This window comes from Streptomyces sp. NPDC048370 (genome assembly GCF_043200825.1).
GTDB lineage: Bacteria > Actinomycetota > Actinomycetes > Streptomycetales > Streptomycetaceae > Streptomyces.
In genome coordinates, this window is the sequence record NZ_JBICYI010000019.1 from 154,437 (window position 1) to 170,078 (window position 15,642).

The following is a 15,642-nucleotide window of genomic DNA, read 5'->3' on the forward strand; positions in this document are numbered from 1 at the left end:
CGCGAGGCCTCGGCGGGGGTAGGCCCGCACCCCTCTGCGGGGTCTTCACACCGCCCGACTTTCGGAGTACGGGCCCGGCCTGAAATAGTTCCCCCCGATGTTCGCCATCCCTAGACCCCCGTCGACGGGGGTACATCGGGGGACAAATAGTGGGGCATGGAGTGCCAGAACTCGTACTGGAATTGAACGGAAGGACCTGGACGCTCGATCCGTCCAGGTCATACACCCTGGGGCGTGATCCGCAGGGCGACCTGGTGATCGACGACGCCAGGGTCTCGTGGCGACACGCCACCATCAGCTGGGGCGGCCGGAGTTGGGTCATCGAGGACCACGGCTCGACCAACGGCACCTTCGTCCAGGGGCAGCGGATCCATCAGATGGAGATCGGTCCCGGCTCAGCGGTGCACCTCGGCAACGCGACCGACGGCCCGCGGCTGAATCTCGCCGCTGCCGCCGCGCCGCAGCAGGCCGCCGCGCCGCAGCAGCCGGCCCACGCCGCCCCGAACGCCCAGCAGGCGGGCGCCGCGCAGGCCGACTGGGCCACGCACCAGGCCCCGCCGCAGCACCAGGCACCGCAGCACCAGGCGCCGCAGCAGGGCTGGCAGCAGCAGGCCCAGCAGCCCCCGCAGTCGCACCTCCCGCACCAGCAGGGCGGTGGCCCCGTCGAGCAGTTGGCGCAGAAGGTCCCCGCCCAGGGTGGCGGCGCCGCGGGGGCGCCACCGGTCTACGGCGACCGCAGCCCCACCACGTTCCACCAGCTGGCCCTCGGCCACGTCATGCGCATCGGTCGTGCGCTCGAGAACGAACTGGTCGTCTCCGACCTCCAGGTCTCGCGCCACCACGCCGAGTTCCACGCGACGCCCGACGGCCGCTTCGAGATCCGTGACCTCGGTTCTCACAACGGCACGTACGTCAACGGTCAGCCGATCGCCAAGGGCGGCTCCGTCCTCATCGGCCCCAACGACATCGTCGGTGTCGGCCACTCGACCTTCCGGATGGTCGGCGGCCAGCTCGAGGAGTTCGTCGACACCGGCGAGGTCTCCTTCTCGGCCCGCCACCTCACCGTCACGGTCGACGGCGGCAAGCAGATCCTCAAGGACGTCACCTTCGGCGTCCCCGAGAAGTCGCTCATCGGCGTCATCGGCCCGTCCGGCTCCGGCAAGTCGACCCTGCTCAAGGCGCTCACCGGCTACCGTCCGGCCAACGAGGGCGACGTCCTCTACGACAACCGGAGCCTCTACAAGCAGTTCGCCGAGCTGCGCCAGCGCATCGGTCTGGTCCCGCAGGACGACATCCTGCACAAGGAGCTGACCGTCCAGAAGGCGCTGCGCTACGCGGCCAAGCTCCGCTTCCCCGGCGACACCGCGCCGGCCGAGCGCGAGGCCCGCATCGACGAGGTGCTGCGCGAGCTCAAGCTCGACATCCACAAGGAGAAGAAGGTCACCTCCCTCTCCGGTGGCCAGCGCAAGCGCGTCTCCGTCGCCCTGGAGCTCCTCACCAAGCCGTCGCTGATCTTCCTGGACGAGCCGACCTCCGGCCTCGACCCGGGCATGGACCGCGATGTCATGCAGCTGCTCCGCGGCCTCGCCGACGACGGCCGTACGGTCCTCGTCGTCACGCACTCGGTGGCCGAGCTCGGCCTCTGCGACAAGCTGCTCGTGATGGCGCCCGGCGGTTCCGTGGCCTACTTCGGCCCGCCGGAGGAAGCGCTGAACTTCTTCGGTTACAGCACCTGGGCCGACGTCTTCTCCGCCTTCGAGAACTACCGCGACTACGACTGGGCGGGCCGCTGGAAGGGCTCGCAGCACTACCAGATGTACGCCGCGGACATCGACGCCGTCGCCGCCCAGCCCGTCCAGGTACCGCAGCAGGCGATGGCCAGGCCGCCCAAGCCCCAGGGCTGGGGCTCGCAGCTGTGGACCCTGATCCGCCGCTACTCCTCGGTGATCGCCTCCGACAAGGGCTTCCTGGGCCTGATGGTGATCCTGCCCGCCGTCCTCGGCGCGGTCTCGGTCGTCATCCCCGCCGACTTCGGCCTCGGCAAGCCCACCCCGCCCTCCCGCTTCAACGGGGACGCGGGCACGATCATGCTGATCCTCGCGGTCGGCATGTGCTTCAGCGGCGCCGCCAACTCCGTACGAGAGCTGATCAAGGAACGGGTCATCTACGAACGGGAGCGGGCCACCGGCCTGTCCCGCTCGGCGTACCTGATGTCCAAGGTCATCGTCCTCGGCCTGATCACCGCCTTCCAGGGCGTGATCATCTGCGGCATCGGCTTCGCCACCCGCGAGCTGCCCGAAGAGGGCCTGGTCATGCCGCCGGCCGTCGAGCTCTGCGTCACGATCATCGCGCTCGGCTTCACCTCGATGATGTTCGGCCTCGTGATCTCCTCGCTGGTGAAGACCGCCGAGAAGACCATGCCGCTGCTCGTGATGTTCGCGATCGTCCAGGTCGTCTTCACCGGCATCCTCTTCCAGGTGTACGGATCGCCCGGCCTGGAGCAGTTCGCCTGGCTGATGCCCTCGCGCTGGGCCATCGCCGCGGCGGGCTCGACGCTCGACCTCGCGCACCTGATGCCGCCGTGGGACCACAAGGACCCGACCAACCTGGACCCGCTGTGGGACCACACGGCCGGCCAGTGGGGCTTCAACCTCACGGTCCTGGTGCTCATCGGCGTCGTCTGCGCCTTCGCCGTGGCGCGCCTGCTGCGCCGCCACGAGCCCGAGGTCATGCGCAAGTGACGGCATGACCGCGTGACCCCACGCACGCCGAAGGGCGGCACCCCGCACGGGGTGCCGCCCTTCGGCATGTGTCCTGGAAGGATCAGTACGCGCTGTTGACGTTGTCGATCGAGCCGTAACGGTCGGCCGCGTAGTTGGCGGCGGCGACGAGGTTGGCGACCGGGTCGTACTGGTCGAACTTGGTGCCCGGGATGTGGTAGGCCTTGAAGGTCGGGTAGATGACCTGCAGAAGGCCCTTCGACGGGACGCCGTTGATGGCGTTGATGTCCCAGTTGTTGATCGCCCGCGGGTTACCGCTGGACTCACGCATGATGTTCTTGTGCAGGCCGTTGTACGTGCCCGGAATGTTGTGCTTGTCCATGATGAACAGGGCCTCGCGGATCCAGCCGTCGAGGTTGTTCGCGAAGACGGGCTTGCGGGCGGCGGCACGGCTCGCGGCCGCCTTCGCCTCGGCGCGCTTCTTCGCGTCGGCCTTCGCCTTGGCCTCGGCCTTCGCCTTCGCGTCGGCCTTGGCCTTCGCGTCGGCCTTCGCCTTGAGCGCGGCGGCGGCCTTGGCCTTCGCCTCGGCGTCCGCCTTGGCCTTCAGGCCGATGGCGTTCTGCTGCTCGCTGAGGCTGGTGTGCAGGGCCTTGGCCTGGGGGCTGTTCGCGTCGTAGGCGAGGGCGACCTGCTGCGTGTTGTTGAGCGCCTGGGGCTCGGTCTCGGCGGCGGCGTTGCCGGGGACCAGAGTGAGGCCGAGGGCGACGGCGCCAAGGGCGGCGACACCGGCAAGGGAAGCCTTGTGCGTCTTCTTCAGGCGATAGTGGCCGGGAGTGTTCGCAGACATGTAGGACTACCTCTTCGAATCGCAGGGGGTCGCTCAGGCCGGGGCGGCGCTGCGCCTGCTCGGCGGCGACGGGTGCAATTCTTAGCGGCAGCAAAATCCTGTGGCAAAGGTGTGACGTACGATCCCGGGTAGTGGATCAGGGGCCCGTGCACAGCCCACCGACACCCACCCGGGACCCGCTCATACGGTCCTCATCTGCCCATTACGACACCACTAGGGGTCTTCGTAAGTGACCTGCGTCCTATGCGCGGGCTCACATCGGGCATGTAACGAACTCACCAGCCGTTGCTTGAGCAATGCAGTCAGTGAGGCTCCTCCGCCGGGAGGAGGAGATGGACGTCGCCGAACTCGTGCCAGAGGTAGAGCTCGCGTACCGCCTCGGTATAGGCGCGGTGCAGAGCAGGCCGTCCGGCGATCGCCTCCAGCATCAGCAGATGCGAGGCCCGGGGCTCGTGCAGCCCGGTCAGCAGCCCGTCCACCACCCGTACCCCGCGCGCAGGGGTCACCACCAGGTCCGTCCACCCCGCCGCCGCCCGCGCCACGCCCCCGTCGTCCGCCGCCGACTCAAGGGCCCGCACGGCCGTGGTCCCCACGGCGATCGCCCGGCCCCCGCCCGCCCGCGCCGCGTTCACAAGCCGCGCCGTCGCCGCCGGCACCGCGTACCGCTCCGGATACGGCGGCTCGTACGCCTCCGCCGACGCCACCCCCGTATGAAGGGTGAGCGGGGCGAACTGGACCCCTCTGCTCACCAGCTCCGTCACCATCCGGGCCGTGAAGGGACGCCCGGCGCTCGGCATCTCCGCCGAGCCCGCGCCGTCCGGGGAGGGCAGCGCGAAGACCGTCTGATACGCGGACAGCGGCTGGTCCCGCTCCGTGTACCCGTACCGGATCGGCCGCCCGTACCGCGCCAGCAGGGCCGGTACGGGAGTGTCCACCCGCGCCCACCACAGCCGCGCCGCCCCCGGGACCAGGGGCTCCGTCAGGACGAGACCGGCCCCTCCCGGCAGCCGGACCACCGTCCCCGGCGGACCGCCCGGCCGCGGCCGGGTGCTGCCCCGCCCGTCCGGCGTCCTCAGCTCGACCGCCCAGCGGCCGTCCTCCCCGCACGTCGAGACGTGCACGACGACCGGCTCCCGACCGCCCTCCGTGCCCAGCCGCCCGGTCACCGCGGCCGGCAGCGTCGGACTCGTGTTCACGACCAGGACGTCCCCGGCCCTCAGCTGCCCCGGCAGCTCACGGAACGCGTGGTGCGACACCTCCGCGCCCCGCGACACCATCAGCCGTACGTCGTCCCGCCCCAGCCCGGGGCCCCGCTGCTCGGCCGGCACGCGCGCCGACAGCTCCGCGGGCACCCCGAGGGCCTCCAGCACGCTCACCGGCCCTCCTCCGCCCGGACAGGCCCGAGGCCCGACCCCTCTCTGCCCGACGCCTCCTCGCCCGCCCCCACCAGATCCGCCGCCGCGTAGCGCCCGCTGGCGGGCCTGCGGTCGAGCAGGGCGAGGAACCCCGGCACCACCGACTCCGGAGCCGGCCGGGGATCCCCGTCGTCGGGGACGGCGGCCGCGTACAGATCCGTCGCCATGTCACCCGGATCCACCGCCCACACCCGCAGCCCCGGCTCCTCGACGGCGAGCACCGCCGCCAGCTGGTCGAGCGCCGCCTTCGACGCCCCGTAACCGCCCCACGTCTCGTACGCCTCGGCCGCCGCGTCCGAACTCACCGCGACGACCGTCCCCGCCGAGCTCTCCCGCAACAGCGGCAGCGCCTCCTGTACGAGACCCAGCGCGGCCACCACATTGGTCTCCAGGGCCGCCCGCAGACCGTCCGGCGACAGCGCCTCGAGGCGCACCAGCGGCTCGGCACCCAGCGCGCTCGCGTTGCTCACCAGCAGATCGAGCCCGCCCAGCTCCCGCGCGGCCGCCACAAGATTCCGGCGGTGCGCCGCGTCGGTCACGTCCCCGGACAGCGCCGCCACCCGCGCCCCACGCGCGCGTGCCGCCTCCGCGCTCTCCCCGAGCACCTTCGCCGTCCGCGCGTCGAGCACCAGGTCCCAGCCCCGCCCGGCCAGCGCCCCGGCCAGCGCGCGCCCAAGGCCCTTCGACGCCCCCGTGATGATCGCGACAGCCATGACATCCATCCCCTCTACGAACCGATGGATCCAGCCTCCGGCCGCCCACCGGCCCGCCGCCTCGTCCGCGGGCCCGGACCGCACAAGGCACTTCGGCCTAGGCCGGTGGTCCTAGGCGATCGCCGTCCCCGGACGGATACGGACTGTCACAACCCACCGGTACGGTGAACCCATGAGTCACCGACCGCGCTCCGGCCTCGCCGCCGTGAGCACCGCGCTCCTGGCGATGAGCCGCCACCTGGAGGTGCGCGACGTCCTCAAGACGATCGTGGCCTCCGCCCGCGAGCTGCTCGACGCCGAGTACGCGGCGCTGGGCGTGCCGGACGACCACGGCGGCTTCGCGCAGTTCGTCGTGGACGGCGTCAGTGACGAGCAGTGGCGGGCGATCGGCCCGCTGCCCCGCCAGCACGGCATCCTCGCGGCGATGCTCCACAAGGCCGAGCCCGAGCGCCTCGCCGACGTCCGCGAGGACCCCCGCTTCGAAGGCTGGCCGTCCGCCCACCCGGACATGTCCGACTTCCTCGGCCTGCCCATCCAGGACGGCGAGGAGACCATCGGCGCCCTCTTCCTCGCCAACAAGCGCTGCCCGAAGCCGGACGGCGGATGCGGCTTCACGGAGGAGGACGAGGAGTTGCTCTCGATCCTCGCCCAGCACGCCGCGATCGCCCTGACCAACGCCCGGCTCTACGAACGCAGCCGCGAGCTCACCATCGCCGAGGAGCGTTCGCGCCTCGCCCACGAGCTGCACGACGCCGTGAGCCAGAAGCTCTTCTCGCTCCGCCTCACCGCCCAGGCCGCCGCCGCCCTCGTCGACCGCGACCCCGCCCGCGCCAAGGGCGAGCTCCAGCAGGTCGCCGCGCTCGCCGCCGAGGCGGCGGACGAGCTGCGCGCCGCCGTCGTCGAGCTGCGCCCCGCCGCGCTGGACGAGGACGGCCTCGTCCACACCCTCCGTACGCAGATCCAGGTCATGGACCGGGCCCACACCGCCCGCGTCACGTTCGAGAGCTCCGGGGTGCGCGCCCTGCCCGCCGCCCAGGAGGAGGCCATGCTCCGGGTCGCCCAGGAGGCCCTGCACAACGCGCTGCGGCACGCCGAGCCCGAGCGGGTGGCCGTCTCCCTGGTCCGCCACGGCCAGGGCGCGCTGCTCACCGTCACCGACGACGGCAAGGGCTTCGACCCCCGTACGGTCCGCCGGGCGGGCCGGCACCTGGGCCTGGTCTCCATGCGGGACCGCGCGGGCGGCGTCGGCGGCGCCCTCACCGTCACATCGGAGCCGGGACGAGGCACCACGATCGAGATGGAGGTTCCCGGTGGCTGACACCGTCATTCGCGTCCTGCTGGTCGACGACCACCAGGTGGTCCGACGGGGCCTGCGGACCTTTCTGGAGATCCAGGACGACATAGAGGTCGTGGGGGAGGCCTCCGACGGCGCCGAGGGCGTCGCACGCGCGGAGGAGCTGCGGCCCGACGTGGTCCTGATGGACGTCAAGATGCCGGGCATGGACGGCATCGAGGCGCTGCGGAAGCTGCGCGAGCTGGCGAACCCGGCGAAGGTCCTGATCGTCACCAGCTTCACCGAGCAGCGCACGGTCGTCCCCGCCCTGCGCGCCGGCGCCTCGGGGTACGTCTACAAGGACGTGGACCCGGAGGCCCTGGCCGGCGCCATCCGCTCCGTCCACGCCGGCCATGTGCTGCTCCAGCCTGAGGTCGCGACGGCGCTGCTCTCCCAGGAGGAGGGCCACGGCGGGACGGGGCGCGGGACGACGCTCACGGAGCGGGAGCAGGAGGTTCTCGGCCTGATCGCCGACGGCCGGTCGAACCGGGAGATCGCCCGGGCGCTCGTCCTCTCGGAGAAGACGGTCAAGACGCATGTCTCGAACATCTTGATGAAGCTCGACCTGGCGGACCGTACGCAGGCGGCGCTGTGGGCGGTGCGGCACGGCCTGACCCGATGAGACGCGTGTGACGGAAGGGGCAACTCCGTTCCCATCGTCATACCGTCGGGTGTATGTCCCCCGTTCGGCGCAACCCGGCGGGCGCGGGGGCGTTCTCCATGGCGTGCTGCGGCGGCCGGCCGCAGCGAAGACCAGGAGGATCCTGAAGTGAACAACCTGAAGAAGGCCGCTGCCCTCACCCTCGTCGCGGGTGGCATCGTCGCCGCCGGTGCGGGTGTCGCCTCCGCCCACGGCGCGGACGCGGACGGCAAGGCCCTCAACTCGCCGGGCGTCGCGTCCGGCAACCTCGTGCAGGTCCCGGTGCACGTCCCCGTGAACGTCTCCGGCAACACGGTCAACGTGATCGGCCTGCTCAACCCGGCCTTCGCCAACGGTGCCGTCAACCACTGACGCCCCACCGACCAGCCCGGCCCCGGACGATCCCCCGGCGGCCGGGCTGCTCCATGTCCGCACCCGGGAAGCCCGCACCCCGGCAAGGCGGCCTCCGAACTCCGGAAGTCCACCCACCGGATGCCGCACCCCTGCCCGGCGGCCCCCCGCCCGGTCAGCGCTCCCGTTCCCTTTCCTCCACATACGCGTTGTACGCCGCCACCTTCGCCCGCCGGGCCACCCGCTCCACCGGCCGCAGCGCAGCCCCCCGCGCCGCCATCTCCGAGGCGCTCACGGCGCCCCCGTGGCCGTGGTCGTACGCCAGGTCGATCAGCAGGCCGATCCGCTGGGCCAGCTCCAACACCCGTACCGCACGCGCCGGATAGCCAGGAGCCAGCACCTCGCGGCCCGCCTCCGCCCGCGCCCGGTACGCGTCCCGCGCCGCGTCCGCCACCGGGCCCGAGGCCGCAACGTCCAGCTTCGTCAGCACCGCCGTGGCATCGCGCAAGGCCTCCGCAAGCTCCCGCTCCGCCTCGCCGAGCGACGGCACGTCCGCCGGCGGCGCCTCCCGTACGGTCAGACACCGCCAGACCACTTCCACGTGCACGTCCCCCACGGGACCCGCCTCCGTGACCTCCGGCACCAGGCCGTACGGCGCGCCGAAACCGACCACCGCCTCCTCCGCCTCCAGCGCCCGCGCGTTGAAGTCCGGCGGCCCGCTCAGCCCCAGCGGATGCCCCGGCGCCGGCAGCGCCACCCGCCACCCGGTCACCCCGAGCCGCCGCAGCCGCCCAAGGGCCAGCGTCAGACCGACCGGCCCCGCCTCGCCCGGCAGCCCCTCCACCCGGTGCACCGCGTCGTCCCCGACAATGGCGAGCGCCGCGTCGTCCGGCGACACCGATCCGGCCAACAGGGCATTGCCCCAAGCGGCCAGCCGTCCTGAGCGTGGTTCCGAAAGCATGCCCCCAGCGTAGGGGCGCCCCGGGGACTCCCCGGGCCGTTCCAGGGAAGTATCCGGACCCGAGGAAGGGAAGTATCCGGACCTAAGGACCGGCCCGCTTCGACAGTGGCGTAGGTTTTCCCTGGACGCCGCGCCCGCAGGCGCAAGGCGACGACACGACTCGACCGCAAGGGGAGACAACGCGCTCATGAGCGATGTACTGGAGCTGGTGGACGTATCCGTGGTCCGCGACGGACGGGCTCTGGTGGACGATGTCTCCTGGTCGGTCAAGGAGGGCGAGCGTTGGGTCATCCTCGGCCCCAACGGCGCCGGCAAGACCACCCTCCTCAACATCGCCTCCAGCTACCTCTTCCCGACCACCGGCTCGGCCAAGATCCTCGACGAGCGGCTCGGCAAGGTCGACGTCTTCGACCTCCGCCCCCGCATCGGCATGGCCGGCATCGCCATGGCGGAGAAGCTCCCCAAGCGCCAGACCGTGCTCCAGACCGTCCTCACCGCCGCGTACGGCATGACCGCCACCTGGCACGAGGACTACGACGCCGTCGACGAGGAGCGCGCCCGCGCCTTCCTCGACCGCCTCGGCATGACCGAGTACCTGGACCGCAAGTTCGGCACCCTCTCCGAGGGCGAGCGCAAGCGCACCCTCATCGCCCGCGCGATGATGACCGACCCCGAGCTCCTCCTCCTCGACGAGCCCGCCGCCGGTCTCGACCTCGGCGGCCGCGAGGACCTCGTCCGCCGCCTCGGCCGGCTCGCCCGCGACCCGTACGCCCCCTCCATGATCATGGTCACGCACCACGTCGAGGAGATCGCGCCCGGCTTCACCCACGTCCTGATGATCCGTCAGGGCAAGGTGCTCGCCGCCGGCCCCATGGAGACCGAGCTCACCTCCCGCAACCTCTCCCTCTGCTTCGGCCTCCCGCTCGTCGTCGAGCGCAACGGCGACCGCTACACCGCACAGGGCCTGCCGCTCAAGTGACGGACGGGCGCCGAGACCGCACAGCTCCGCGCCCTGTCCGACTCCACCCCACCGCCCTACCATGACCATGTGGACATCGACGCATGGGTCTGGTGGCTGATCGGCGCCGTGGGACTGGGCATTCCGCTCGTCCTCACCGCGATGCCCGAATTCGGCATGTTCTCCGTCGGCGCGATCGCCGGAGCCGTGACCGCGGCTCTCGGCTTCGGCATCGTCGCGCAGGTGGTCGTCTTCGTCGTCGTCTCCGTCGCGCTCCTCGCGGTGGTCCGCCCCATCGCGGCCCGGCACCGCAACGGACCACCCGCGCACGCCTCCGGCATCGACGCGCTGAAGGGCCGTCAGGCCGTCGTCCTGGAACGGGTCGACAGCAGCGGCGGCCGCATCAAGCTGGCCGGCGAGGTCTGGTCCGCCCGCACGCTCGACACCGGACAGAGCTTCGAGCCGGGCGACCAGGTCGACGTGGTCGAGATCGACGGAGCGACCGCCGTGGTCATGTGACCAATCCCGCCGCTTGACCGAACGCCCCCCACGACAGCCCGCGTTCTGGGAAACTCGATCATCAGATCAACCCGGAACATCCGGCACACCCGCCAGCGAACCGGCAGCGAAGGGCACAGGAAACACGATGTCAGCAATCATCATCGTCCTGATCATTCTGGTGGTGCTTGTCTTCATCGCCCTGATCAAGACGATCCAGGTCATCCCGCAGGCGAGCGCCGCGATCGTCGAGCGGTTCGGCCGCTACACCCGCACGCTCAACGCAGGCCTGAACATCGTCGTCCCCTTCATCGACTCGATCCGAAACCGGATCGACCTCCGCGAGCAGGTCGTCCCCTTCCCGCCCCAGCCGGTGATCACCCAGGACAACCTGGTCGTCAACATCGACACCGTCATCTACTACCAGGTGACCGACGCCCGGGCCGCGACCTACGAGGTCGCCAGCTACATCCAGGCCATCGAGCAACTCACCGTCACCACCCTGCGCAACATCATCGGCGGCATGGACCTGGAGCGGACCCTCACCTCCCGCGAGGAGATCAACGCCGCCCTGCGCGGAGTCCTCGACGAGGCCACCGGCAAGTGGGGCATCCGCGTCAACCGCGTCGAGCTCAAGGCCATCGAGCCGCCGACCTCCATCCAGGACTCGATGGAGAAGCAGATGCGCGCCGACCGCGACAAGCGCGCCGCGATCCTCACCGCCGAGGGCATCCGCCAGTCGCAGATCCTCACCGCCGAGGGCGAGAAGCAGTCCGCGATCCTGCGCGCCGAAGGCGAGGCCAAGGCCGCCGCCCTGCGCGCCGAGGGCGAGGCCCAGGCCGTCCGTACGGTCTTCGAAGCCATCCACGCCGGCGACCCCGACCAGAAGCTCCTCTCGTACCAGTACCTCCAGATGCTCCCGAAGATCGCCGAGGGCGACGCCAACAAGCTCTGGATCGTGCCCAGCGAGATCGGCGACGCCCTCAAGGGCCTCTCCGGAGCCTTCGGCAACCTCGGCGGAGGAGCGCCCGGCTTCAACACCGGCGCGGTGCCCGGCAGCCGTACGGGCAACGAGACCGAACGCCGCGAAGCGCCCCCGATCGACTGACACATACACGCAGTCGTGCATGATCGGTGCGAGCCCCTCGACCCCGACGGACGTCAGGGCGGGGAGGCGAGCCACTGATTCTGTAAGGAGATGGCGTTGTCCATCTGGGAAGTACTGGCAGTCTTCGCGGCCGGCATCGGCGCCGGCACCATCAACACCATCGTCGGATCGGGAACGCTCATCACGTTCCCGGTCCTCCTCCTCACCGGACTCCCTCCGGTCACCGCCACCGTCTCCAACGCCCTCGGCCTCATCCCCGGCTCCATCAGCGGAGCCATCGGCTACCGCGAGGAACTCAAGGGCCAGCGCCGCCGCATCCTGCGCCTCGGCACCGTCGCCGCGATCGGCGGCCTCGGCGGAGCCATACTCCTGCTGATGCTCCCGGCCCGCGCGTTCGAGACCATCGTCCCCGTCCTCGTCGCCCTCGCCCTGGTCCTGGTCATCCTCCAGCCCCGGCTCTCCAAGGCCGTCCAGGCCCGCCGCGCACGCGAAGGCAAGGAGGGAGACCCCGACGGCGGCCCGCTCCTGATGACCGGACTGCTCCTCGCCAGCGTCTACGGCGGCTACTTCACCGCCGCCCAGGGGATCATCTACCTCGCCCTCATGGGCATGCTCCTGGCGGACACCCTCCAGCGCCTCAACGCCGTCAAGAACGTCCTCGCCGCGATCGTCAACAGCATCGCCGCGCTCTTCTTCCTCTTCGTCGCCGAATTCGACTGGACCGCCGTCGTCCTCATCGCCGTCGGCTCCGCCATCGGCGGCCAGATCGGCGCCAAGGTCGGCCGCCGCCTCCCGCCCCGGGTCCTGCGCGGCTTCATCGTCGCCATCGGCACGGTCGCCATCGTGCAACTACTGCTCCGCTGAACGACAAAGGCCCGTTCCCCGACAAGAGGAACGGGCCCTACGGACGTACAGACCTACGGACGTCCCGACCTACGCCGCCGAACTGGACAGCCACCCCGGCAGCTCGGACCGCTCACCGGCCCGCATCGCCAGCAGCATCGCGTCCGCCGGAGTCGGCACGAACGGCTCGTGCAGCAGCGGCATCCCCGCCTGCTCCGGCGTCCGGTCCGCCTTGCGGTGGTTGTCCTCCGCGCAGGACGCCACCGTGTTCAGCCAGCTGTCCCCACCACCCTGCGCCCGCGGCACCACGTGGTCCACCGTCGTCGCCCGCCGCCCGCAGTACGCGCACCGGTGCTGGTCCCGCACCAGCACACCCCGCCTCGACCACGGAGCCTGTCTTCGGAACGGCACCCGGACATAGCGGCAGAGCCTGATGACCCGGGGCACGGGAATGTCGACGGCGGCACCACGCATGCGCAGCTCGGGATGCTCCTGCTCGACGACGGCCTTGTCCTGGAGGACAAGCACCACCGCACGGTTGAGTGTGACCGTCGACAGCGGCTCGAAGCTCGCGTTCAGTACCAGCGTGTCCCGCATTGTGCCCACCTCCCGTGTGCCGGCCCAGCCCCGATGCGGGGCTCCAGGCTTGGATCAACTGTGGCCGGGCGCGCCGGGTTGGACAACGCAATTACCGTGCAACGAAAGATGCCCGCTTCTGATCTCTCCAAGACCAGAAGCGGGCAAACAACAAACGAACGCTCAGCTGAGCTACGCGGGGATCTCGTACTCGCCGATCAGCTGGGCACGCGCCAACGCGTGGAACCGCAGGTGGAAGCCGACCGCCGCAGGCGAGGCGTCGGCGTCAGGACCGAGCTTCTCCCGGTCCACGGCGTACACGGTGAAGACGTACCGATGCGGACCGTCGCCGGCCGGGGGAGCGGCACCGCCGAAGTCCCGGGAGCCGTAGTCGTTACGGACCTGCACGGCACCGGCCGGCAGCCCCTCGAACGACCCCGACCCCGCGCCCGTGGGCAGCTCGGTCACGGAGACCGGGATGTCGAACAGGACCCAGTGCCAGAAACCACTGCCGGTCGGCGCGTCCGGATCGAAGCAGGTGACGGCGAAGCTCTTGGCCTCCGCCGGGAACCCCTCCCAGCGCAGCTGCGGCGAGGTGTTCCCCTCGGCGTACACCTGCGCGTCCTTCAACACACCGCCCGGCACGATGTCGTCGCTCACCACGGTGAACGCCGGCACCGGCGGATGGAAGTCGTGAGGGAGCGGAGCCCTCTTCCCCTCGGTCACGTCTGTACCTCCGTATCGCCTGACTGCTGTACGGGGGTGAGCCTAGAGCCAGTTGCGCTTGCCACCGACGTCGGCGAGCCACTGGTTGAGGTACGCCGTCCAGTCGGTCGAGTGGAAGTCGTGCAGCCCGACCTTGAAGGCACGGAACGAGTCGCTGCCCTCGCTGAAGAGCCCCGGCTTCTTGTCCATCTCCAGGACGACGTCCATCTCGCGGTCGTCCGCGACGAAGCTGACCTCGACCTGGTTGAGACCGCGGTACTGCTGCGGCGGGAAGAACTCGATCTCCTGGTAGAACGGCAGCTTCTGCCGGGTCCCACGGATGTGCCCGCGCTCCATGTCCGCGTTCTTGAAGCGGAAGCCCAGCTGGATGAAGGCGTCCAGGATCGCCTGCTGCGCCGGCAGCGGGTGCACGCTGATCGGGTCCAGGTCGCCGGAGTCCACCGCACGGGCGATCTCCAGCTCGGTGGTCACACCGATGTTCATCCCGCGCAGCTGCTGCCCACCGATGGACGTGACCGGCGTCTCCCAGGGAATCTCCAGACCGAAGGGCACGACGTGCACCGCACCGGCCTGCACGGTGAAGGCACCACCGAGCCGCACCTTCACGAACTCGATGTCCTGCTTCACCTCCTGGTCGCCCCCCTCGACCTCGACCCGCGCCTGCAGCCCGACGGACAGACCCTCGATCTGCTGGTCGACCGAACCACCCTGGATCCGGACCTCGCCCTGGACGACGCCACCGGGGACGACGTTCTCCTCGGTGAGCACCGTCTCCACGGACGCGCCGCCGGCGCCCAGGCTCGCGAGCAGCTTCTTGAATCCCATGAACACTCCCTCTTGGAACTGCTTGGCCTTGACCTCTACATACGCGCGACGACCGTAGCCGGTTCCCCCGCACTCCCCGCGACGGCCCCAGTACGCTCGGACGCCATGAGCGAGAGCCCCGACCGTACGCCGCTCCCGCGGGCCTTCTTCGACCGCCCCGTCCTGGAGGTTGCCCCTGATCTCCTGGGCCGCACGCTCGTCCGTACGTCGAGAACAGGCCGCATCGAACTCCGCCTCACGGAGGTCGAGGCGTACGCCGGCGCGATCGACCCCGGCTCGCACGCCTTCCGCGGCCGCACCGCCCGCAACGCGGTCATGTTCGGCCCGCCCGGACACGCGTACGTCTACTTCACCTACGGCATGTGGCACTGCCTCAACCTGGTGTGCGGCCCCGAGGGCCACGCGAGCGGAGTACTGCTGCGCGCGGGCCGGATCCTGACCGGCGCGGACGAGGCCCGCACCCGTCGACTCTCGGCCCGATACGACACGGAACTGGCCAAAGGCCCGGCCCGCCTGGCGACGGCCCTCGACGTCTCCCTCTCCTTGAACGGCACCGACACCTGCGCCGGCCCGGACTCCCCTCTCTCCGTCCTCACCGGCACCCCACCCCCGCCCGACCAGGTACGCAACGGCCCGCGCACGGGAGTGGGAGGGGACGGCGCCCCCCACCCTTGGCGCTACTGGATCGACGAGGACCCGACGGTGAGCCCGTACCGCGCGCACACGCCGCGGAAGAGGTCCTCTTGACCCGACTTGACTCGGGTGCATCGGACGCCTAACGTAGGCGAGCCGCTTGAAACGGGGAGTGCTTGTTCAAGCACCTCGGAGCGGCCATCCACTACCTACGACGAACCCCAACGGGTGCGGTTATCGGCATGCCGAAATCCGATCCGAAAGGCTCGATTATGAGTCGCCGGGGAATTCGGCTAAAGTAGTGACCACGCCGAAAGGCAGCCGAAAGGCAAAGGCAGCCAACAGGCCACCGGAAACAAAATCCGAACCGGAAACGGAACGGAAAAGGATCTGGTAAGGTTGGAAACACGAAAGACCGAAGGGAAAAGCCCGGAGGAAAGCCCGAGAGGGTGAGTACGAAGGAAGCGTCCGTTCCTTGAGAACTCAACAGCGTGC

16 protein-coding genes are annotated in these 15,642 nt (G+C 70.5%); 9 read left to right on the forward strand and 7 right to left on the reverse strand.

The window, feature by feature from the left end:
• Positions 1 to 149: 149 nt before the first annotated feature.
• Positions 150 to 2,741, forward strand: coding sequence for an FHA domain-containing protein (locus ACGFYP_RS31360; RefSeq protein ID WP_393500783.1), 2,592 nt, complete (start codon positions 150 to 152; stop codon positions 2,739 to 2,741).
• An 82-nt stretch (positions 2,742 to 2,823) separates the two neighbouring features.
• On the opposite strand, the gene ACGFYP_RS31365 is transcribed toward ACGFYP_RS31360, so the two are convergent.
• The 3 genes from ACGFYP_RS31365 to ACGFYP_RS31375 all read right to left on the reverse strand — a co-directional run bounded on the left by ACGFYP_RS31365 (position 2,824) and on the right by ACGFYP_RS31375 (position 5,695).
• Complete coding sequence (locus tag ACGFYP_RS31365) at positions 2,824 to 3,567, reverse strand: transglycosylase SLT domain-containing protein (protein ID WP_361969524.1); 744 nt, start codon at positions 3,565 to 3,567, stop codon at positions 2,824 to 2,826.
• Between the two features lie 302 nt (positions 3,568 to 3,869).
• Positions 3,870 to 4,937 carry an S-adenosylmethionine:tRNA ribosyltransferase-isomerase gene (locus tag ACGFYP_RS31370; RefSeq protein WP_393500828.1) on the reverse strand — a complete coding sequence of 356 codons (1,068 nt, stop codon included), beginning with the start codon at positions 4,935 to 4,937 and terminating at the stop codon, positions 3,870 to 3,872.
• A 2-nt stretch (positions 4,938 to 4,939) separates the two neighbouring features.
• On the reverse strand, positions 4,940 to 5,695 hold the full coding sequence (locus ACGFYP_RS31375) for an SDR family NAD(P)-dependent oxidoreductase (protein WP_393500786.1): 756 nt from the start codon (positions 5,693 to 5,695) through the stop codon (positions 4,940 to 4,942).
• 172 nt (positions 5,696 to 5,867) lie between these two features.
• Here ACGFYP_RS31375 and ACGFYP_RS31380 point away from each other — a divergent pair, with 172 nt between their 5' ends.
• The 3 genes from ACGFYP_RS31380 (at position 5,868) to ACGFYP_RS31390 (ending at position 8,040) form a co-directional block, all read left to right on the forward strand.
• On the forward strand, positions 5,868 to 7,013 hold the full coding sequence (locus tag ACGFYP_RS31380) for a GAF domain-containing sensor histidine kinase (protein ID WP_361969533.1): 1,146 nt from the start codon (positions 5,868 to 5,870) through the stop codon (positions 7,011 to 7,013).
• A complete protein-coding gene (locus ACGFYP_RS31385; RefSeq protein ID WP_361969536.1) occupies positions 7,006 to 7,650 on the forward strand; it encodes a response regulator transcription factor in 645 nt (214 codons plus the stop codon). The genes ACGFYP_RS31380 and ACGFYP_RS31385 overlap by 8 nt, the downstream gene beginning before the upstream one ends.
• A 147-nt stretch (positions 7,651 to 7,797) precedes the next feature.
• Complete coding sequence (locus ACGFYP_RS31390; RefSeq protein WP_361969539.1) at positions 7,798 to 8,040, forward strand: chaplin; 243 nt, start codon at positions 7,798 to 7,800, stop codon at positions 8,038 to 8,040.
• Between the two features lie 154 nt (positions 8,041 to 8,194).
• Here ACGFYP_RS31390 and ACGFYP_RS31395 read toward each other — a convergent pair whose 3' ends face one another.
• The gene (locus tag ACGFYP_RS31395; protein WP_393500791.1) at positions 8,195 to 8,980 is read right to left on the reverse strand and encodes a hypothetical protein; all 786 of its coding nucleotides are present in this window, start codon (positions 8,978 to 8,980) and stop codon (positions 8,195 to 8,197) included.
• 187 nt (positions 8,981 to 9,167) lie between these two features.
• Between ACGFYP_RS31395 and ACGFYP_RS31400 the strand changes: the two genes are divergently transcribed.
• From ACGFYP_RS31400 to ACGFYP_RS31415, 4 genes are all read left to right on the forward strand, one after another.
• Positions 9,168 to 9,959 (forward strand): ABC transporter ATP-binding protein, encoded by a 792-nt coding sequence (locus ACGFYP_RS31400; RefSeq protein WP_361969544.1) that lies wholly within the window; start codon positions 9,168 to 9,170, stop codon positions 9,957 to 9,959.
• Between the two features lie 69 nt (positions 9,960 to 10,028).
• Positions 10,029 to 10,457, forward strand: coding sequence for an NfeD family protein (locus ACGFYP_RS31405; RefSeq protein WP_361969547.1), 429 nt, complete (start codon positions 10,029 to 10,031; stop codon positions 10,455 to 10,457).
• Positions 10,458 to 10,584: 127 nt separating this feature from the next.
• Complete coding sequence (locus ACGFYP_RS31410; RefSeq protein ID WP_361969550.1) at positions 10,585 to 11,544, forward strand: SPFH domain-containing protein; 960 nt, start codon at positions 10,585 to 10,587, stop codon at positions 11,542 to 11,544.
• Between the two features lie 90 nt (positions 11,545 to 11,634).
• Positions 11,635 to 12,408, forward strand: a complete 774-nt coding sequence (locus ACGFYP_RS31415) for a sulfite exporter TauE/SafE family protein (protein WP_361969553.1) — start codon at positions 11,635 to 11,637, stop codon at positions 12,406 to 12,408.
• A 69-nt stretch (positions 12,409 to 12,477) separates the two neighbouring features.
• Here the strand turns inward: ACGFYP_RS31415 and ACGFYP_RS31420 are convergent, their stop codons facing one another.
• The 3 genes from ACGFYP_RS31420 to ACGFYP_RS31430 form a co-directional block, all read right to left on the reverse strand.
• Positions 12,478 to 12,984, reverse strand: a complete 507-nt coding sequence (locus tag ACGFYP_RS31420; RefSeq protein ID WP_361969556.1) for an HNH endonuclease — start codon at positions 12,982 to 12,984, stop codon at positions 12,478 to 12,480.
• Between the two features lie 171 nt (positions 12,985 to 13,155).
• The gene (locus ACGFYP_RS31425; RefSeq protein ID WP_393500798.1) at positions 13,156 to 13,689 is read right to left on the reverse strand and encodes a YbhB/YbcL family Raf kinase inhibitor-like protein; all 534 of its coding nucleotides are present in this window, start codon (positions 13,687 to 13,689) and stop codon (positions 13,156 to 13,158) included.
• Positions 13,690 to 13,731: 42 nt separating this feature from the next.
• Positions 13,732 to 14,514: a sporulation protein gene (locus ACGFYP_RS31430; RefSeq protein WP_361969562.1), complete on the reverse strand. Its 783-nt coding sequence runs from the start codon at positions 14,512 to 14,514 to the stop codon at positions 13,732 to 13,734.
• A gap of 105 nt (positions 14,515 to 14,619) precedes the next feature.
• Here ACGFYP_RS31430 and ACGFYP_RS31435 point away from each other — a divergent pair, with 105 nt between their 5' ends.
• Positions 14,620 to 15,261: a DNA-3-methyladenine glycosylase gene (locus ACGFYP_RS31435; protein ID WP_393500803.1), complete on the forward strand. Its 642-nt coding sequence runs from the start codon at positions 14,620 to 14,622 to the stop codon at positions 15,259 to 15,261.
• The last annotated feature ends 381 nt before the right edge of the window (positions 15,262 to 15,642 follow it).

Coding starts and splice junctions, on each gene's coding strand:
- ACGFYP_RS31365 (WP_361969524.1), bottom strand. CDS start 3,567: ATGTCTGCGAACACTCCCGGCCACTATCGCCTGAAGAAGACGCACAAG.
- ACGFYP_RS31375 (WP_393500786.1), bottom strand. CDS start 5,695: ATGGCTGTCGCGATCATCACGGGGGCGTCGAAGGGCCTTGGGCGCGCG.
- ACGFYP_RS31380 (WP_361969533.1), top strand. CDS start 5,868: ATGAGTCACCGACCGCGCTCCGGCCTCGCCGCCGTGAGCACCGCGCTC.
- ACGFYP_RS31395 (WP_393500791.1), bottom strand. CDS start 8,980: ATGCTTTCGGAACCACGCTCAGGACGGCTGGCCGCTTGGGGCAATGCC.
- ACGFYP_RS31400 (WP_361969544.1), top strand. CDS start 9,168: ATGAGCGATGTACTGGAGCTGGTGGACGTATCCGTGGTCCGCGACGGA.
- ACGFYP_RS31410 (WP_361969550.1), top strand. CDS start 10,585: ATGTCAGCAATCATCATCGTCCTGATCATTCTGGTGGTGCTTGTCTTC.
- ACGFYP_RS31415 (WP_361969553.1), top strand. CDS start 11,635: ATGGCGTTGTCCATCTGGGAAGTACTGGCAGTCTTCGCGGCCGGCATC.
- ACGFYP_RS31420 (WP_361969556.1), bottom strand. CDS start 12,984: ATGCGGGACACGCTGGTACTGAACGCGAGCTTCGAGCCGCTGTCGACG.
- ACGFYP_RS31430 (WP_361969562.1), bottom strand. CDS start 14,514: ATGGGATTCAAGAAGCTGCTCGCGAGCCTGGGCGCCGGCGGCGCGTCC.
- ACGFYP_RS31435 (WP_393500803.1), top strand. CDS start 14,620: ATGAGCGAGAGCCCCGACCGTACGCCGCTCCCGCGGGCCTTCTTCGAC.